This is a genomic window from Psychroflexus longus, from assembly GCF_020164595.1.
GTDB classification, from domain to species: Bacteria; Bacteroidota; Bacteroidia; order Flavobacteriales; family Flavobacteriaceae; genus Psychroflexus; species Psychroflexus longus.
On sequence record NZ_JAIQZE010000006.1, the window covers coordinates 108,405 to 126,132 of the forward strand.

Below are 17,728 nucleotides of genomic sequence, written 5' to 3' on the forward strand. Positions count from 1 at the left end.
ATATGGAAGTAGCTGTAGTTATATTAAACTGGAATGGAAAACATCTTTTGGAGAGGTATTTAACATCGGTGGTTACATATTCTGAACAAGCAAAAATCTATGTTGCAGACAATGCTTCTTCAGACGATTCCTTGGAATACTTAGCAGAAGAATTTCCGGAAATAATCATTCTGAAAAACACTGAAAATTTTGGTTTTGCAGGCGGATACAATGAAGCTTTGAAATATGTGGAAGAAGACATCTATGTACTCTTGAACAATGATGTAGAAGTAACTCAAGGATGGCTAACTGGCATATTATCTTTATTTGAAACTTACGATAATATAGCGGCGGTTCAGCCTAAAATAAAATCGATTCAAAACCCCACTAGATTTGATTACGCGGGAGCTGCAGGGGGGTTTATAGACGCCTTAGGTTATCCGTATTGCAGAGGTCGTATTTTTGATCACATTGAAGAAGACCACGGTCAATACGATACAGATATTGAGATTTTCTGGGCTAGTGGAGCATGTTTTGCTATAAGAAAAGATCATTTCAGAGAAATTGAAGGTTTTGATGAAAGTTATTTTGCTCATCAGGAAGAAATCGACCTCTGCTGGAGACTCAGAAACAAAGGCTATTCCATCTGGTGCGCTTCTCAAAGCGAAGTTTATCACCAAGGTGGCGGAACTTTAGCAAGCTCTAAGCCGCAAAAAACATTTCTAAACTTTCGAAATTCTTTGAGCTCACTTTTAAAAAATTCGAAAAGAAATCCAGTCCCGATTATCCTACTGAGGATGATTTTAGATGGTTTAGCGGCTTTACGCTTTATCTTTAAAGGTCAGCTTTTACATTTTTTCGCTATATTTAAGGCTCATATAAGCTTTTATGGATTTATTCCAGAGATGACAACCAAAAGGAAACAATTGACAAAGAAAAATCAGAACTTCCCTGTTAAAAGTATAGTGTGGGAAAGCTTTGTTTTGAAAACTAAAAAATATAGTGAATTAAATAAGTACGAAAAATAATTGTTAAGTCCCTTTTTTATTAACTAATAGACAGTAAATTTGCCTAATAAAATTAAATCAAAATCATGAAAAAATTATTTGCAATTGCAATTACAGGTCTTTTGATGACATCTTGTGTTTCTAACAAGAAGTTTGCAGAGATGGAAGGAAAGTATCAATCCACTCAAGATCAATTGAAAACAGCTGAAATGAAATTATCAGCCTGTGAAGATGAGAAAAGTTCTTTAAGAGCTTCTTATGAAAATCAGATCAAAACCCTACAGAATACAAATGCCGCACTACTTGACACTCAAGGCGACATTGTAACCATTTCTAAGAAAGGTGCTGAAAATCTAGAACGTTCTTTGGAAAGTATGAAAGAAAAAGATCTTCAAATTAAAACTATGCGTGACGCTATCAATAAGAAAGACAGCGTAACTTTAGCATTGGTTACTAGTTTGAAAGGTGCTTTAGGCAACATCAATGATGAGGATATCCAAATTAATGTTGAAAAAGGTGTTGTGTTTGTTTCCATTTCAGATAAATTATTGTTTGGAAGTGGACAATATAAAGTAACAAATGAAGCTAAGAGAGTTCTTGGTAAAGTTGCTACTGTTGTAAACGATAAAAAAGATTTTGAATTTATGGTTGAAGGTCATACTGACACGGATCCTATTTCAAGAACTAACATTGAAGACAACTGGGACTTAAGTACTAAGAGAGCTACAGCAGTTGTTAGGATTCTACAAGATGAATACAACGTAGATCCAGCTAGAATGACTGCAGCTGGACGTGGTGAATATATTCCAGTAGCGAGTAACGATACAGCAGCTGGTAAAGCTAAGAACAGAAGAACTAGAATAGTTGTTCTTCCTAAACTTGATCAATTCTTCGGAATGATTGAAGACGGAATGAAAGAAGCTAAATAGTTATATTTCACAATTTCTGAATATGAAAGCCTCAGTAATTTGAGGCTTTTTTATTTGATTTATTTAATGATTTTAGTTGTGTAAAAGAAGAATAGTTATATATTTGCACTCGCAAAAAAAGGTCGCGTAGCTCAGTTGGATAGAGCATCTGCCTTCTAAGCAGACGGTCACAGGTTCGAATCCTGTCGCGATCACTTTAAGACAGAAAACCACATCTATATGATGTGGTTTTTTTGTTTTAAAAATATTTAAAATACCTTCGAGATTTTAAATTGAGTTCTTTTTCTATAAAGTACACCTAAGGTGGTTTAATTGAAGTTAAATAATTCAAAGTAGTTTTAATCTTAAATCAATTTCTAGTTTTAAATATTACATTTATTAATCATCAATTAAATTTAAAATATCATGAAAAAGTTAATTTTTAGTTTTTTGCTATTTTCGTTAGGTTTCGGAATTAATGCACAAGAACATAGTCTTAAAGTGATTGTCGAAGGCGTAGAAGAACAAAAAGGAACCATATACCTATCATTACATGACAATGAAGAAAGCTTTCCAAGCGACAACGATAAGGCTGTTAACACAGGACAAATAACAGGATTTAATTCTACTGCGGAATATACTTTTAAAAACTTAAAAAAAGGTGTTTATGCCGTTTCGATTTTTCAAGATTTGAATGGCAATAAAGAAATGGATACCAATTTTATTGGCATACCCAAAGAACCTGTAGGTGCGTCAAATTTGACGTCATTTGGAAGGCCTAAATTTTCCAAATGTAAATTCGACTTAGATGGAGATTTAACAATACGAATTGAGTACATCAATTAACATACTCATAGATTTAGAATGCGTTCAAAACAGCATGTCTAAACTTCCTAAACTGAAAATATTAAATACCAACTTTCAATATAAGTTTCGTCTGTTTTTTTTGAATTCGATATTATATTCGCTTTTGTTAGCCACCTCCACTATACTTCTGGTAATTTGATCTAGTTCATTTGCAGCTTCTTTCAAAAATGAAATAGTTTTATAATTAGTTTCGCTTTGCAAATTTTCAATATTCAATAAATTTGATAATCCAAGAATATTAGCAACAGGTTTTCTGAGTTCATGAGAATGCTTCCATGCTATTTTTTTAAAAGCATTATTTTGATTAACAATTGTATCTTGATTTTGTTTAGCTAATGTCAAGTCTTCCAGAATAACAATAACATTTAGATTATCGTTATCGTAAAAACTATTTAAACTTATTCCTACAACTACATTTTCATCTTTCTTATTTACAAAATTCAAAAAGTGATTCACTCTCATTTTTTTAGCACTATCATCAATATATTGGCTGAAAAGTTTATTGTAATCCTTCTTTTTTTCTTTCTGAAAAAGAATTTCTAACTTTTCACATGAGATTTCACTAGCCGAGTATCCAAATATATTTTCAAATTCATTATTTACATATCTTATGTAACTTTCTTCACATAAGATAAGTAATGGATGGGGAATTGCCTCAATAGTCTTTGTCAGTTTAGTTTGAGACTCCTTAAATTTCATGTTATTATGTTGAGGACCTGTAATATCAAATCCAACACACAATATACCAATGGGCTGAAGGTTTTCATCACTCAATATGGAAGATTCCCATTGCGTCCAGTTATATCCTTTTCCATCTTTCAATGGTTTTCTAATCTCAATTGGAAAACATTCGGTAGGATATTCGAAACATTTATGGACTAGTTCTTGCATTTTAGCCCCCTCCTCTGGATGCATTGTTATTGATGAAGGTTTTCCAATGAAATCATCTGTTATGAAGGAAAATCTATTTCTAAAAGTTTCATTAACATAGGTGTAATTTCCTTCGAGGTCGGTAACTACTACATCATAGATTTTCGAGTTTTTAAGGGAATGAGGAATTTTATGGATAAGAATATCATCTTGCATATATTTTTTTGTCTTGATAAGTGACCGCTCACTAAATGTTAAATAAATATAAATAAATACGAAATTGTGGCAATCAAAGACAACAAAGATTTGTGATATCAAAATCTTACATAATGAAATATGAGTATAAAAAAAGAAAGTTTAATTCAATTTTACTTATAATTTTTCAAAAATTCAGTTGGATATGCTTCTGAATATGAAGACCAAATTTCATAAATCAGCTGACCTTTGGAACTTTGACCTCTGTGATGCCATCTGCCATCGATAACTTCATATTCAAAGTCAAGTTCATCTCCTACTCTGATCTTATCTTTAGAAAAGAAGCCTATGTCTTCTATATAAATACCCTCTTCTGCTGAATAGTTACCTCCTCCAGTGGCATTAAAAGTTTTTGTAGCCGAATTGAAAGCTACCCACTGAAAACGATTCCCATTCAAGATTTTGATAGTTCGACGATCACCAGGGGTCATTGTATTCATTTTATCCCCTCTTTTTCTTCCTGTAATTACCCAGTTTCCAGTTAATTCATCTTCTTCATCAGATAGTCTTTTCCATATTTTTATATGTTCAGCATCAGATATTTCAACCTTATCATCACTGAGCCAGGAGAGCTTGTATTCTCTTTCCTCATTAATTTTGGAATTATCGTAGGTGTCATAATCTCTTTTTTCTATGAGAGTATTTCCATCAATTTTGTATTCGCCACCAGCTGCTCCAAGAAATGAATTGTCTTCTAGCTTCTTAGATCCTAACGAGAAATAGCCATCTACCACAATTTTTACAACTTCCCTGTTGGTAATTTCTTCATCGTTTAGACTAATAAGTTGCCATGAACCTTCAAATGATTGCGCTAAACTTAAGTTGACTACTAAAATTATAAAAGAAAATAGGATTGTTTTCATTTTGACTGATTTTGAGTTTATATAGTTGACTATTCATGAAATTTTGATTAAAAATAATCTTTTTATTTCAGATAAGTTTCTAAATTGGATTTCGCTTATTTATTCAGTTTAGTCTACACCTCCAAACGTTATCATAATTATTATCTTGATATTTAAGCTTAGTATCTAAAATCAAAAACTCTAATTGTATCAAATTCAGAAATAAAAATTGGTCACAAAATTAAGTTGATGGAAGTTACTTCTGTTAAAGAAAAGCTCAGGCTGTTTCTCATTCTTGTTTTCTCTGTAAACCCATAACAGTTCAAAATTTAATCCTTTAAAAATTCCCTTTGGGCTATAGGTGATTTGAGTATTGAATTGTCGGGTACTGTCTATGTTATACTTATTCAAATGGAAATCTCCGACTTCTACGCCACTCAAGTCTTGGTAGTTAAAGCCTATTTTCATATTCGGAGTGAGGCGGTGATAATCTATTTTGAAAGTAAAAACATCAATTCCACCAAGGCCTTCCAATCTTGATCTTGGTATGGATGTGTAGAAGTTATCTCTGCCTATTTCTTTTGGAAATAAAAACCTACCTGTATCCATGGCATGGGTATAAGCTACACCAATTTTCAAATTTGAATTGAACCAGGTCAATTCTGAACTTATAATATTGGCTTGCTCATCTGGCTGTAAATATCTATTTACATACTCGAGTTGATTACCATAATCTAAAGGTCTGGAATGTGAATACTGAATTCCGATTTTGAAGGATTGATAGGCAAAGTCTGCCTCAAACCATGAAATGTTACTGATTTTGTCGAAAAGAAAATTATAAAAATGAAAGTTTAAATTGTTGCCTACAAACCCGTAATTGACAACTGCGATGCCTTTACTTGGGTAGAAATTCCTGTAATTTGCATCCTCACCGTTTGGTTGAAATCCTTGATTCACTAGACCAAAAGCATCCTGAAAATTAAACCAGTCGTATGACGACCTGAGCGAAACTCTATTTAACCATCCCATATCCAAACTGTGAGGAGAATCAAAATTGAGATGCATCCAGGCACCAGCATGTGCAAATCTGTTCATCCGGCCATCACTTTCATTTATAATCCTGGTATATTCTGTTTTAATTTTTCCATAGGATACGTAATAATTTCCTGCCTGATATTTTAGATAAAGCTCATCCAACCTAACTAAATTGTTGAATTGACCTTTATTAAATACATCGTAAAGTTCAAACTCCCATTTATCCCCTCGTCCAACAACAGGGTCAACACTTTTAAGGTCGTCCCCGATAGTCTTATAAGTAAAACTCGCCTGAATCCCAGCTTGAAATCCTTTGAATGGGAGTGTTTTAAAATTGATAGCACCTCCAGTTGCATTGGTAGAATAATCCGTAAGACTACCACGGTTATAGGTAGCCATAGTGAAATTTCTTATTCTACCGTTTATAACAGCATTTTTGAAATAACTTTTAAGCTGAGATTGAGTTTTTTGATCACTTTCACTTTGCGCATTGCCTAAGTCAACAACTGTAATAAAAAGGATTAAAAATGCAATTGTTTTCAATTTTAAAAAGTAATTTTAATTAACAAAATTACAATTCTAACATAGTCCTAAGTGTAACGCGTGTTACTCTAAATTTTGAAAACTAAAAACTTTAAACCTTGTCTATAGTGTTCTATTCAGCCATTCTTTGATATATTCCAAAACTTGTGGAGACATCGTCTGTTCTATAATTCCATATTCTGTACTATCTCCAGTTTCACTTTCCTGAAATAGATGATTTAAGCCTTCAAACTCTTTGGTCTCTATATTTGTATTTCCTCCCTTTTTAATTTCCAACTCAATCGCTGCAAGGTTTTCTTTAGAAGAAACTTGAAAATCCTTATCGCCGTTGATAGCCAATACCGGGCAATCAATTTGGCTTAAATAATTTGATGGTTTGTTTTTAAGAAGAATCAAAGTCTCTTTAGAAGTTAATTGTTCAACCATCACCATTAATTCTTTCTCCATCATGACTTCGGCATAATTGGCTGCTAAGAAATCAGTAAGTTCCTTTTTGAACTCATCATCTTCTGAATCTGTTGAAAGTATAAATTCATAAGTTTTGACAAAAATGTCGTTTGATTTTTCAATTTGAGCGTCGTTTAGGCCTCTTAGTTTAAGAAAATCTGCTCTTTGCTTTAGCAGTAATTTATCTCCTTCAATTGCTGGAGCCGCCAATAAAACCATAAAAGCAATGTCTTCCTGAACAGCAACCTGAGGTGCTATTATTCCTCCTATACTGTGTCCTAGAAGACCTATCTTTTCTTTATCTACTTCTGTTCTAGTTTTCAAAAAATCCAAAGCAGATGTTACATCACCAATGAAGTTAGATAGTTCAGCATCTTGAAATCTTCCTTCAGATTCTCCTACTCCCCGTTCATCAAATCTTAAAACCCCTACCCCACTTTTCGTAAGTTCGTCTGCTAATAGTAAAAAGGGTTTATGCCCTAAGATGAAGCTATTTCTATCCTGAGGACCGCTACCACTGAGGAGAACCACAACTGGAAATTGACCTTGTTTTTTTGGAAGTGTCAATGTACCTGCCAAATTAATACTATCTTTTTCGTTTCTAAAAACTACATCTTCTTCATAATAATCAAATGGTGGTAGTGGCTCTTGTGGTCGTTTCAATTTAGTATCGCCACGGGTCAGGTTTAGTTTTAATGACATTCCATTTTGAACAAAGTTTCCGGCAATAGTATCTGTTGCTGTCAACTTTCCCTGGTATTTTGCCCTCAAAGGATTTATCTCTATCGTCAACAAGGAATCGACAAAAGAAGTGGAAGTCGTTTTTAAATCATTAAGATTCTGAGCTGGAGAGCTAATCATAGACTTATATCCCCCTTCATCTTTATAAATTCTGAAGTTCAGATCCAGTGAAGTTCCGCCAAATTTCAATTGGCCAGTCCATTGACCTGAAAGGTCCTGAGCATTACTAGCGAAAGGGAGTAACAAAGAAATTAAAATAATGTAAAAAGATTTCATAGTATATAATAGATTGATGAATAATGCATTTAAAAATCTTTAGATTCTCCATCATTGGGAATCCAGGTTTTGTGATACAGTTTTTGCTCTTTAAATTTTGATTTTAGTTCTGCACGTTTTGTGGGACAATGGTTTAAAGCTTCAAGATGATTGCAAATGGTCATTCCAAAATTCAAATTGACAAATCTTACAATATCTTCCATAGTCATAAGGATAGGTTCATATTGATCCAATTGTGCAGAACCGCATGGGATTACAGAGATGTCAGGCGTATAATCCACCAATACTTTGGCAACCTCATCTGTAAAAATCGTATCCGAAGACCAATATAAACTGGGCTCATTCGGCAACTCTATATAAAACCCCATCACATTTCCCATCAACTCTGCAACTTCTCCATAACCATGCTGAGCAGGAATTCCTTCTATGGTTCCTCCTAAAAAAGCTTCCCGCATATTATAATCCAACTCCTGAATGACTCTGAGTCCTTTATCTTTCAAATTCTTAGCATCCAAAACACTGCAAGTAACTGGAAGTTGTTTTTCGTTCAAAAAGTCAATTCCTGCTTCATCCAGATGGTCTGCATGCTGATGAGAAATCAAAACATGGGTAATTTTTTCCATCAAAGAGTTAGCATTTGGCAACTCAACCAGAGGATTAAGTTTTGGAAGAAAACGCTCTTTAGTAAAGGCTTCAATAGTCCCCACATCTCCAAGCATGGGATCCACTAAAATAAGATCAGTTGGTGTCTCAATGATCGCAGTAGCATTTCTAAGATGGTGAAAAATCATTTCTTCGGATTTTGATATAAATTAGCTTGAATTTCAAAGATAATTCAACTTTAATTATAAAGTTAAGTTGAATGAGATTGCTTTTATTTGCAAAAAAATTGAACGATGCCGATAAGAATAAATCCAGTAAGTTCCTCTGAAGTTGAATCTCTGGCAAAACTCAGTAAAACCACATTTATTGAATCCCATGGACATAGCGCCGAAGCTTCAGATATTGAAAATTATGTGGACTTTAATTTCAACATAAAGGAACTATCAAAAGCACTTAAGGATTCTAATATTCAATTCAATAAAATATATTTTAACGACCACCTGGCAGGATATTCCAAACTTATTTTAAATCAGCCTCATCCGCTTACGGATATCTCTCCTATTGCCAAATTTGAAAGGCTGTATCTCTTAAAAGATTTCTATGGTCTAGGTTTAGGAGAGGAACTTTTGAAACACAACATTGAAATTGCCAGAGCGCATCAACAAAAAGCCTTTTGGCTATTTGTCTGGACAGAAAATGAAAAAGGCCTTAAATTTTACAGAAAGAACAATTTTGAAAGTATTGGAGAACATAATTTTAAGATTAGTGAAGATCACTCCAATCCTAATTATGTGATGCTGAAGAAATTGTAACTCAACCAATTTGAAAATCTACAATGAAATTTAATGGTTTTGAATGTCATGGCTCAAAATTTATGATAGAATAGACTAGCCAATATTTATTTTTAAAGGTTAACTTTAAAAATAACACTCATGAAATCAATTGCTCTTATATGTTTAACGTTTTTTTTGCTGGGTTGTATTTCACAAAATAATAACCAAACTACACGCAATATGTCGGAATATACAGGATCGTTACAGAAACGAGGAATAACCAATTATCAATATGGAACTCATACCCTCGAAACAGAAGATTCATTTTATGCTTTAAAAAGTGGGACTATAGATTTAGACGCTTACGCAGGAGAAAGAGTAACATTAATCGCAGAAATCATAGAAGGTTATCCAGTCGATAACGGACCCGTCTATTTAAACGTCACTAAAATAAAGCCATAATAAAAGAGCCGAATGATACGGCTCTTTTATAATTGTTATAAATTCTTTATTTAGTGTGTTATGATAGGATCAGGTGTGCCATCAGGATCACCATTTACAGTTCCACTTGTACTCGGGCTTCCTAATAATAAAACACCAGCAGCATGAGGGGTTGCCATAGATGTACCGCTAATAGTATTATAACCTCCACCTTTCCAAGTTGATTTAACTGAAACACCTGGTGCACAAAAATCTACAGGAGGGTTTCCAAAGTTTGAGAAGCTAGCCCAATTGTCGCCTTCGCTCATAGCAGAGATAGTATAAATATTGTTACCATTTACACGAGCAGGAGAAACATTATTAGCATCCTGTGCCTCATTTCCTGCAGCTAGCATAAAGTTGATTCCGTTTTGAGCCGCTGCCTTAATAGCATCTTCAAGTGCAACAGAAACTGGACCACCTAAACTCATATTAGCAACATCACCACTTGTTCCATTTGCAGCAACGTGATCTACACCAGCAATAACTCCAGAATAAGATCCGGATCCTCTTGAGTCTAATACTTTAACAGGTATAACGCTAGCACCTGGAGCAACTCCAATAACACCTATAGAATTATTTAAAGCAGCTATAGTTCCTGCAACGTGTGAACCGTGACCATTACCGTCATCTAAAGATTTCCCATCTCTACCTGAAGTAAATGCATTAAATCCACGGGACCCATCAACATTTAAATCTGGATGATCTAAGTCTATACCAGAATCCAAAATCCACGCAACATTAGTTCCTGTATATGAAGATACTCCATTTACACGCGGTATTCCCCAAGGTGTTTCCTGAGTAGATGATCCATCGCCACCACCATCATCAACTGGGTCAGTTGGATCGCCTGGCTCATCACAGGGTCCTCCATTCGGCGTACCACAAGGAGGTGCAAATTGAACAATTCGATCTTGTTCAATGTATTTTACACGCTTGTCATTTCTTAAAAGATCTGCCTCAGTTTCTGACAACTTTAATGTAGCTCCTGCAATTGATTTTGCATACACTTTTAAAGGCTCTATAGATGACATTTTACTTTCAGAAAGTATAGATTCTAAAACGTTTAAAACATTTGTGCGTGCATCTACATAGCTTTTTGAAGTGTTATCTTCAGTTAATCCTCCATTAAGAACAACAATGTATTGATCCGGAATAAGGCTTGATTCACCTACAGCGTTTGCAGAGTCAAAGCTATTTAATTCCTGAATGGTTTGCAAGTCATCTGTTTCCCTATCGTCTGAACAGGAAAAAATCGTCACTACAAAAGCAGCTACTAATAAAAGTTTGAAATTGAAATAATTTTTCATTTGTTAAATTTTATGTTAGTAATATGATAAAACTAACATTTTATTAAGAACCAAAAATTTTTAGCAAAAAAAGTAGATTAGTAACAACTATTAAATTCAACTATCTGAGAAACAAATCTTAAGAGTCAAAAATATTATGATTTAATTTTTCCAAATCTATTTTTAATAGAGGATAATATATTATCGGAAGAACTATTTAAGGCTATCTTATTGATAAAGAAAAGAGCCGATACAATATCGGCTGTTTTAAATTCTAGACATAGTTTTTACTTCTTATCATAACCCTTAGGTCGTTTCCATCTCACAGGCGCATCTGGTTCAGGCTTCATTTTAAATTCTTCTGTTTTCAACAATTCCAAAGCTTCTTTTACAGCGCGTTCCAATTGAGCATCTCTGCCTTCAAGTGATACTTTTGGCTCATCAATAACTTCAATATCAGGAGCCACCCCTTCACCTTCAACAGCCCATTCGCCATCAGTATCGTAAAAACCACCTCTTGGGGCTACCATTCTACCGCCATCAATAAATCTTGGTGTATCCCAAGTTCCTACAAGTCCACCCCATGTTCGAGTTCCCACTAAAGGTCCAATATCTTTCTTCTTAAACATATAGGGTAATAAATCACCGCCAGATCCTGCCCTTTCATTGATGATCATCACTTTTGGCCCCCAAATTCCTGCCAAAGGGGATGTCCAGGGACGATTATTTCCTGCTTTACTATTGAAGTAACCTATTGGTTCACGAGTCATAATATCAATCATGTAATCAGCAGCTGAACCTCCTCCATTATTTCGTTCGTCCAAAATAACTCCTTTTTTATTCTGTTGTGAGAAATAATATCGGTTAAAGCTTGTGAAGCCTGGCTGACTTGTATTTGGTATATAGACATAGGCCAACTTTCCATCAGACATCTCATTCACTTTTCTTCGGTTGCTTTCTACCCAGTCTATGTATCTAAGTCCGTTTTCACTGCTCACAGGCTTTACATAAACTCGTCTTGCACCAACATCTGAAGCTTTATCGTTCACCAATACAGATACCGTTCTTCCGGCAGTCTGTGCAAAATGTTCGTAAATATTATCTTCCGAGGTGATTTTCCTTCCATTCACTTCCAGAATATAATCTCCCACTGAAATATTTTGCCCTGTAAGTCCGAGGGGCGCATCCAAATCTGGATTCCATTTCTCTCCATTATAAATCTTATTAATTTTATAACGACCCTTATCAATTTCATAATCGGCTCCAAGTAGACCAACAGGCACCCTATCTACATCAGGCATATCACCACCAGATACATAAGAGTGACCTATAGCTACTTCACCACTTAATATGTCAACCAGATAATTCAAATCTGTTCTGTGCTGTACATGCTTTACCCATGGATGATACCAGCTGTACACTTTATCCCAAGGTGCGCCATGAACATTGTCCACATATAGAAAATCACGCATAAATCTCCAGCCTTCTTTAAATATTTGAGCATATTCCTTCTCAGGAATAACATTCATTTTTGCAGAAACTGAGATTTTATCTTCTGGTTTTGGTGAAGTTTTAGTATCAGAAATACTCCAGCTACCTTTTTTTTGTAAAAGCGTAAAATTTCCATTTTTAGAAAGCACCATTTGGCTTATACCCTCTTCAAAATCTTCGGCTTTTTCTTTTTTGACATCATAAGTATGAACTTTCAATCCCTCCAAATTCGGAATCGATTCAGCAATGAATAATTTATGAGCTTCAGAACTTCTTATGAATTGATAATTTCTGGCTGGTAATTTTAAAGAAACCAAACGATCTTGAATGTTATCAAAATCAATTTTTACAGTAACAGTCTCCTCTTTTTTATTTTTCTTGCCTTTACTTTTTTTGTCATTATCTTCTTCTTCTTCTTTCTTGGCTTCTTCTTCGTCGCTTATGGGTAAATTTGGTGCTTTGCCATCTGCACTTAAGACCACTGCGTATAAACTTCTAGTTACTGATGGATCATAAGAACTCATGTCTAGCCAACCTGTATTTAAGCCATAATCTGTACTTGCCAGAAAGTATAGATATTCCCCGGATTGGTCCCATTGAGGTGAAGTTGAATCGGCTAAAGGATCTGAAACCTGATGAGTTTTACCGGATTGTGTATCATAAATAAATATGGCTTTGAAGTGGCTATTTTGTTGTTTTTCGTAAGTAATATAACGGCTATCTGGTGACCAAATTGGATTCATCGTCCTGTTGGGGTGAGCAAAACCATCTGTATCTACTTTTTTAACTTTTCCATTTTCTAAACTGATGTACCAAAGATTGTAATCTGTATCGGTATAACTAATTAGTTTACCATCAGGTGACCAGTCTGGTGTGAAATAAAAGGTCGGATTTTCTAAAGCAAAAGATTTTTGATTTTCTCCAAATTGATCAGCAACAACCAACTGGTATTCTCCACTTGCATCCGAAAACCAGGCTATTTTATCTCCCTGAGGCGACCAAATAGGAAATCTATCGGCGACTCCACTACTCTGCGTAATGTTTCTCCAGCTTCCTTCCTCTTTTGGGAATGTAAAAATATCGCCTCTATGTTCAAAAACAGCTCTTTTCCCGCTTGGTGAAAGGTTGGGATAACTCACATTACTGGAGCTTACATCCTCCCATCTTTCTCTGCTAAAATTTAAATCTCCAGCAACATTAATCTCTAATTGCTGAATTGATTTATTCTGAGTATTTAAAGTATGTAAATAACCACCCTGTTCGTAAACAATTTGATCTCCAAAAGCATCTAAGCTCTTAACATCAAATTTCTTATGAAAGGTAATTTGTTCTTCTTTCTGAGATTTTAGATCATAACTCCAGATGTTACTCACATAATCTCTTTCGGATAAGTAATAAACTTTCTCTCCAACCCAGACAGGGTCAAGGTGTCTTTCCTTATCAAGTTGTGGAGTTCTAGTTAATTCCTGAGTATTCAAATTCAGAATCCAAATGGGCATGGCTTGTCCTCCACGGTAGTTTCTCCACTCTGGATCCCAGGAAGTGATTGGCGTGTAAGCCAAGTAATTTCCATCTTCGGAAACCTCTCCATAAGCTGCTCTAATATCTACTAATGGTTTAGGAAAACTACCTTCAGTTGAAACGGTATAAAGTTGAGAAGTTTTGGTCGGATGAGATGTTCTTCCTGTTCTAAATAGAATTTCACCAGAAGGCGTCCATCCTTGTACAAAGTCACCAGCAGGGTGATAAGTCAAACGTTTGGGTGTTCCTCCTGCAGCAGGGATCACATAAACATCTATGTTACCGTCATACTGTGCTGTAAATGCTATCCAATCTCCATCATTAGAAAAATGAGGTGAAGATTCGTAACCTTCATAAGTCGTTAAACGTTCAGCATCACCTCCAGACAATGGAACTTTCCACAAATCATTGGCGTAAACAAAAACAACGCTCTCCTCAGATAATGTTGGTTGCCTCAACAGCATTGTTCCTTGAGCAAAAGTACTTGCTACAGAAAATATCAATAATAAACAAAAATAGGTCTTTTTCATGAGTTCTAATCATTTTAAAATTTTGCAGAAAGTTAAACAAAACAGATTATTTGAAGTTAACACAACTGAACTATGAGTCAAATAAAAAATTCATAAATATGAATTACTAACTTGTGACTTTATAAATCTTTTCTTACAAAATTAATTATGAGTATACTTAGAATCTTATTTGCCATCATTTTACCACCACTTGGAGTATTTCTTACAGTTGGGATACGCGGAGCTTTCTGGCTTAATATTTTGCTTACTCTTTTAGGTTTTGTCCCTGGCATAGTACATGCCATCTGGATCATTGCCAAAAACGACAACTAGTAATGATTACTTTAATTGTTATTTATCAGGTCCTGATGTTTTTGTTTTCATTTGTGACTTTATTTCCAGTAAACCATTGGTTAGTTAGAGGTTTTGATTTTCCCAAAGTTCAATTATTGGTTTTGAGCTTCATGGGTTTATTTTTCGGTTTGTTTTTCTTCAAATTTGTAATTGTTTCTGAATGGATTGGAATCATATGCGTTTCGCTGGCTATTTTATTTCATTGTACCAGAATCATTCTTTACAGTGTTCTCCATAAAAAGGAGGTTATTAAAACCATTCCCAAACATACTTCGACCTGCATAAGTATTTTGGTAAGTAATGTTCTAATTTCCAATAAAAATTATCAAAAATTACTGGACAGAATCAGAACTCACGATCCTGACCTTTTTCTTACTTTAGAAAGTGATACAAAATGGGAGAAGGAACTTCTACCCCTTGAAAAGATCTATCCTTTTAACGTCAAAATTTCACAAAATAATTTCTACGGAATGCATTAATACTCTAAACATCATCTGGAAGACATAAAAATCAATCACTTTTTGAAAGAAAGCATTCCCTCAATCGAAGCTAATGTAAAGCTGAATGAAAATTGTAACATCAATTTGTACGCCTTGCACCCGGAACCACCAAGTCCAACCGAAGCTGAAACTTCTACCAACAGGGATGCTGAATTGCTAATTGTTGCTAAACGTGTGAAAGAACTCGACGAACCCGTCATTGTATTTGGGGTTCTCAATGATGTCGCCTGGTCTAGAAGCACGAGATTATTTAGAAAAATAAGTGGACTTCTCGACCCCAGAATAGGACGTGGAAGATTCAGCACGTTTCATGCACAATACAACTTATTAAGATGGCCGCTTGACCATCTGTTCCATAGTAGTGATTTTAGTTTAAATGAAATTAAGGTGCTTCCCGATATAGGATCTGATCACTTCCCTATCTATGCAAAGCTGGAGATCAATGCCTTTGCAAAAGAAATTCAACAAGAAAACGAAGCAACGTCTAAGGAAAAAGTAATGGCAGATGAAAACATAGAGAAGGCATTCCAAAAGACATTTGTAAAAATTCCTATATAAAAGTGAACTGGCATTGCAGTATAATTTACATAAAACTATATTTGTAATATGGAACATTTTGTTGTCTCTGCCAGAAAATACAGACCCGAAACTTTTGAAGACGTTGTTGGCCAAAAAGCCATCACCAATACTTTGCTCAATGCCATAGACAACGATCATTTGGCTCAGGCTCTTTTGTTTACAGGACCTCGTGGGGTTGGCAAAACCTCTTGTGCTCGAATTCTAGCTAAGAAAATCAACCAGCAAGCCACCGATGACGAGACTACAGATTTTGCTTTCAATATTTTTGAGCTGGATGCAGCTTCCAACAATTCTGTTGATGACATCAGAAGTCTTACCGACCAGGTAAGGATTCCTCCTCAAACAGGAAAATATAAGGTTTATATTATCGATGAGGTCCATATGCTTTCCCAGGCGGCCTTCAATGCATTTTTGAAGACTCTTGAAGAACCCCCCAAACATGCTATTTTTATATTAGCAACTACCGAAAAGCACAAAATCATTCCTACGATTTTATCGCGATGTCAAATATTTGATTTTAAACGAATCACCGTTGGCGACATTAAAGAACATCTGGCTAAAATAGCTGAAAAAGAGGGAGTCAATACAGATGAAGATGCATTGCACATCATAGCGCAGAAGGCTGATGGAGCCATGCGTGATGCTTTATCAACTTACGACAGAGTAGTTAGCTTTAGTGGGAACAATTTGACCAGAGAGGCTGTTACTGAAAACCTAAACGTCTTAGATTACGATACCTTTTTCAGAACGACAGATTTGTTGCTTGAAAATAACATCCCAGAAGCTTTAATTTATTTTAATGAAATCCTAGCTAAAGGATTTGATGGTCAGCATTTTATCGCCGGTTTAGCTTCTCACTTTAGAGACTTGATGGTTTCCAAAAATCAGCAGACGATTACTTTGCTTGAAGTTGGTGAGCGTACCAAAACCAAATATTTTGAGCAATCGAAAGCGACTTCATATACATTTTTACAGGAAGGAATTGATTTGGCCAATTCCTGTGACTTCAACTACAAATTGAGTCAGAATCAACGTTTACACGTCGAGCTTTGTTTGATGAAACTGGCTTCACTTACTGATCCAAATTCACCAGAAAAAAAAAAGACTAAACACCACATCTTAAGTCCGAAAGAAGTCAAAGAAGCTTCTACCGGCTTTTCCAACCCCTCTGTTAAAGAGGAAACTTCAGAAAAATATACTGAAAAAGCATCAGATGAACGCAAAGTTGAACCTGAAGAAAAAACTTTAGATTCTTCTCCAACTGAGGACGCAGACATGAAATCAACTGAAGCTGAAAGCTCACCAACTGAAACCATTAAACCAACGGAGGCAAAATCAGTAGAAAAAAAAATAGCTGAAGAACCTCGGGAAAAAATAAAACCTTCGCTTACCAACCTACCAAAAAAGGTAAATGGTCTGTCCATAAAAAGCATTCAGGAAAAAAAACGACTTAAGGAACAGCAGACTAAAGATAAGCCCGAAGAGGAACAATTGACGGCAGAATTTACTGAAGAGGATATGCTTAACGCTTGGAACGATTATATGCAGGTGTTGAGTGGTAATGGAAGTAAAATTGTGGCGTCTGTGATGGGAACCTCAAAGCCAAAACTCGATGGACATGTTATAAAATTGGAGCTTCCAAATGAATCTATGAAATTGAATTTGATTCAAGATCAGGGTGAACTGATGAGGTTTTTGAAAGACAAATTGCAAAATACATCTATAAGTCTTGATATCTCTGTGAACCATAAATCTGAAAAGAAATACGTCTACACTCCCCGTGAGAAATTTGAAAAATTGAGGGAAAAAAATCCAAATTTGGAATTATTAAGAACCACATTTGACCTAGATATATAATT

Annotated in this window: 15 protein-coding genes, 1 tRNA gene and 1 pseudogene; 10 read left to right on the forward strand and 7 right to left on the reverse strand. The window is 35.0% G+C overall.

What is annotated here, in order from left to right; all coding sequences use genetic code 11:
• Positions 1 to 2: 2 nt before the first annotated feature.
• From LB452_RS07380 to LB452_RS07395, 4 genes are all read left to right on the forward strand, one after another.
• Entirely contained in the window at positions 3 to 1,007 is a 1,005-nt protein-coding gene (locus LB452_RS07380; RefSeq protein ID WP_224461092.1) for a glycosyltransferase family 2 protein, read from the forward strand.
• 65 nt (positions 1,008 to 1,072) lie between these two features.
• Positions 1,073 to 1,915, forward strand: coding sequence for an OmpA/MotB family protein (locus LB452_RS07385; RefSeq protein WP_224461093.1), 843 nt, complete (start codon positions 1,073 to 1,075; stop codon positions 1,913 to 1,915).
• Positions 1,916 to 2,035: 120 nt separating this feature from the next.
• Positions 2,036 to 2,109 (forward strand) — tRNA-Arg (locus tag LB452_RS07390).
• Positions 2,110 to 2,320: 211 nt separating this feature from the next.
• The gene (locus tag LB452_RS07395; RefSeq protein WP_224461094.1) at positions 2,321 to 2,740 is read left to right on the forward strand and encodes a DUF2141 domain-containing protein; all 420 of its coding nucleotides are present in this window, start codon (positions 2,321 to 2,323) and stop codon (positions 2,738 to 2,740) included.
• A gap of 75 nt (positions 2,741 to 2,815) precedes the next feature.
• On the opposite strand, the gene LB452_RS07400 is transcribed toward LB452_RS07395, so the two are convergent.
• The 5 genes from LB452_RS07400 to LB452_RS07420 all read right to left on the reverse strand — a co-directional run bounded on the left by LB452_RS07400 (position 2,816) and on the right by LB452_RS07420 (position 8,561).
• Positions 2,816 to 3,847 carry a PAS domain S-box protein gene (locus LB452_RS07400; RefSeq protein ID WP_224461095.1) on the reverse strand — a complete coding sequence of 344 codons (1,032 nt, stop codon included), beginning with the start codon at positions 3,845 to 3,847 and terminating at the stop codon, positions 2,816 to 2,818.
• Positions 3,848 to 3,999: 152 nt separating this feature from the next.
• Positions 4,000 to 4,749: a hypothetical protein gene (locus LB452_RS07405; RefSeq protein ID WP_224461096.1), complete on the reverse strand. Its 750-nt coding sequence runs from the start codon at positions 4,747 to 4,749 to the stop codon at positions 4,000 to 4,002.
• 195 nt (positions 4,750 to 4,944) lie between these two features.
• Positions 4,945 to 6,306 carry a hypothetical protein gene (locus LB452_RS07410; protein WP_224461097.1) on the reverse strand — a complete coding sequence of 454 codons (1,362 nt, stop codon included), beginning with the start codon at positions 6,304 to 6,306 and terminating at the stop codon, positions 4,945 to 4,947.
• A 102-nt stretch (positions 6,307 to 6,408) separates the two neighbouring features.
• Entirely contained in the window at positions 6,409 to 7,770 is a 1,362-nt protein-coding gene (locus LB452_RS07415; RefSeq protein WP_224461098.1) for an alpha/beta hydrolase family protein, read from the reverse strand.
• Between the two features lie 29 nt (positions 7,771 to 7,799).
• The gene (locus LB452_RS07420) at positions 7,800 to 8,561 is read right to left on the reverse strand and encodes an MBL fold metallo-hydrolase (protein WP_224461099.1); all 762 of its coding nucleotides are present in this window, start codon (positions 8,559 to 8,561) and stop codon (positions 7,800 to 7,802) included.
• A gap of 105 nt (positions 8,562 to 8,666) precedes the next feature.
• Between LB452_RS07420 and LB452_RS07425 the strand changes: the two genes are divergently transcribed.
• Positions 8,667 to 9,185: a GNAT family N-acetyltransferase gene (locus LB452_RS07425; protein ID WP_224461100.1), complete on the forward strand. Its 519-nt coding sequence runs from the start codon at positions 8,667 to 8,669 to the stop codon at positions 9,183 to 9,185.
• A 201-nt stretch (positions 9,186 to 9,386) separates the two neighbouring features.
• Positions 9,387 to 9,608, forward strand: a complete 222-nt coding sequence (locus LB452_RS07430) for a hypothetical protein (protein ID WP_224461101.1) — start codon at positions 9,387 to 9,389, stop codon at positions 9,606 to 9,608.
• Positions 9,609 to 9,658: 50 nt separating this feature from the next.
• On the opposite strand, the gene LB452_RS07435 is transcribed toward LB452_RS07430, so the two are convergent.
• The gene (locus tag LB452_RS07435; protein WP_224461102.1) at positions 9,659 to 10,936 is read right to left on the reverse strand and encodes a S8 family peptidase; all 1,278 of its coding nucleotides are present in this window, start codon (positions 10,934 to 10,936) and stop codon (positions 9,659 to 9,661) included.
• A 266-nt stretch (positions 10,937 to 11,202) separates the two neighbouring features.
• Positions 11,203 to 14,457, reverse strand: a complete 3,255-nt coding sequence (locus LB452_RS07440; RefSeq protein WP_224461103.1) for a S41 family peptidase — start codon at positions 14,455 to 14,457, stop codon at positions 11,203 to 11,205.
• Positions 14,458 to 14,604: 147 nt separating this feature from the next.
• Here LB452_RS07440 and LB452_RS07445 point away from each other — a divergent pair, with 147 nt between their 5' ends.
• The 4 genes and pseudogenes from LB452_RS07445 (at position 14,605) to LB452_RS07460 (ending at position 17,726) form a co-directional block, all read left to right on the forward strand.
• Positions 14,605 to 14,769 carry a YqaE/Pmp3 family membrane protein gene (locus LB452_RS07445; protein WP_224461104.1) on the forward strand — a complete coding sequence of 55 codons (165 nt, stop codon included), beginning with the start codon at positions 14,605 to 14,607 and terminating at the stop codon, positions 14,767 to 14,769.
• 2 nt (positions 14,770 to 14,771) lie between these two features.
• On the forward strand, positions 14,772 to 15,269 hold the full coding sequence (locus LB452_RS07450; RefSeq protein WP_224461105.1) for a hypothetical protein: 498 nt from the start codon (positions 14,772 to 14,774) through the stop codon (positions 15,267 to 15,269).
• A 12-nt stretch (positions 15,270 to 15,281) separates the two neighbouring features.
• A pseudogene (locus tag LB452_RS07455) lies at positions 15,282 to 15,848 on the forward strand (endonuclease/exonuclease/phosphatase family protein); the annotation flags it as partial.
• 48 nt (positions 15,849 to 15,896) lie between these two features.
• Positions 15,897 to 17,726, forward strand: coding sequence for a DNA polymerase III subunit gamma/tau (locus LB452_RS07460; protein WP_224461107.1), 1,830 nt, complete (start codon positions 15,897 to 15,899; stop codon positions 17,724 to 17,726).
• The last annotated feature ends 2 nt before the right edge of the window (positions 17,727 to 17,728 follow it).

What these genes read in the sequence shown, in the direction of transcription:
- LB452_RS07380 (WP_224461092.1), top strand. Translation starts at nt 3, where the DNA reads ATGGAAGTAGCTGTAGTTATATTAAACTGGAATGGAAAACATCTTTTG.
- LB452_RS07385 (WP_224461093.1), top strand. Translation starts at nt 1,073, where the DNA reads ATGAAAAAATTATTTGCAATTGCAATTACAGGTCTTTTGATGACATCT.
- LB452_RS07395 (WP_224461094.1), top strand. Translation starts at nt 2,321, where the DNA reads ATGAAAAAGTTAATTTTTAGTTTTTTGCTATTTTCGTTAGGTTTCGGA.
- LB452_RS07400 (WP_224461095.1), bottom strand. Translation starts at nt 3,847, where the DNA reads ATGCAAGATGATATTCTTATCCATAAAATTCCTCATTCCCTTAAAAAC.
- LB452_RS07405 (WP_224461096.1), bottom strand. Translation starts at nt 4,749, where the DNA reads ATGAAAACAATCCTATTTTCTTTTATAATTTTAGTAGTCAACTTAAGT.
- LB452_RS07415 (WP_224461098.1), bottom strand. Translation starts at nt 7,770, where the DNA reads ATGAAATCTTTTTACATTATTTTAATTTCTTTGTTACTCCCTTTCGCT.
- LB452_RS07420 (WP_224461099.1), bottom strand. Translation starts at nt 8,561, where the DNA reads ATGATTTTTCACCATCTTAGAAATGCTACTGCGATCATTGAGACACCA.
- LB452_RS07425 (WP_224461100.1), top strand. Translation starts at nt 8,667, where the DNA reads ATGCCGATAAGAATAAATCCAGTAAGTTCCTCTGAAGTTGAATCTCTG.
- LB452_RS07430 (WP_224461101.1), top strand. Translation starts at nt 9,387, where the DNA reads ATGTCGGAATATACAGGATCGTTACAGAAACGAGGAATAACCAATTAT.
- LB452_RS07435 (WP_224461102.1), bottom strand. Translation starts at nt 10,936, where the DNA reads ATGAAAAATTATTTCAATTTCAAACTTTTATTAGTAGCTGCTTTTGTA.
- LB452_RS07440 (WP_224461103.1), bottom strand. Translation starts at nt 14,457, where the DNA reads ATGAAAAAGACCTATTTTTGTTTATTATTGATATTTTCTGTAGCAAGT.
- LB452_RS07445 (WP_224461104.1), top strand. Translation starts at nt 14,605, where the DNA reads ATGAGTATACTTAGAATCTTATTTGCCATCATTTTACCACCACTTGGA.
- LB452_RS07450 (WP_224461105.1), top strand. Translation starts at nt 14,772, where the DNA reads ATGATTACTTTAATTGTTATTTATCAGGTCCTGATGTTTTTGTTTTCA.
- LB452_RS07460 (WP_224461107.1), top strand. Translation starts at nt 15,897, where the DNA reads ATGGAACATTTTGTTGTCTCTGCCAGAAAATACAGACCCGAAACTTTT.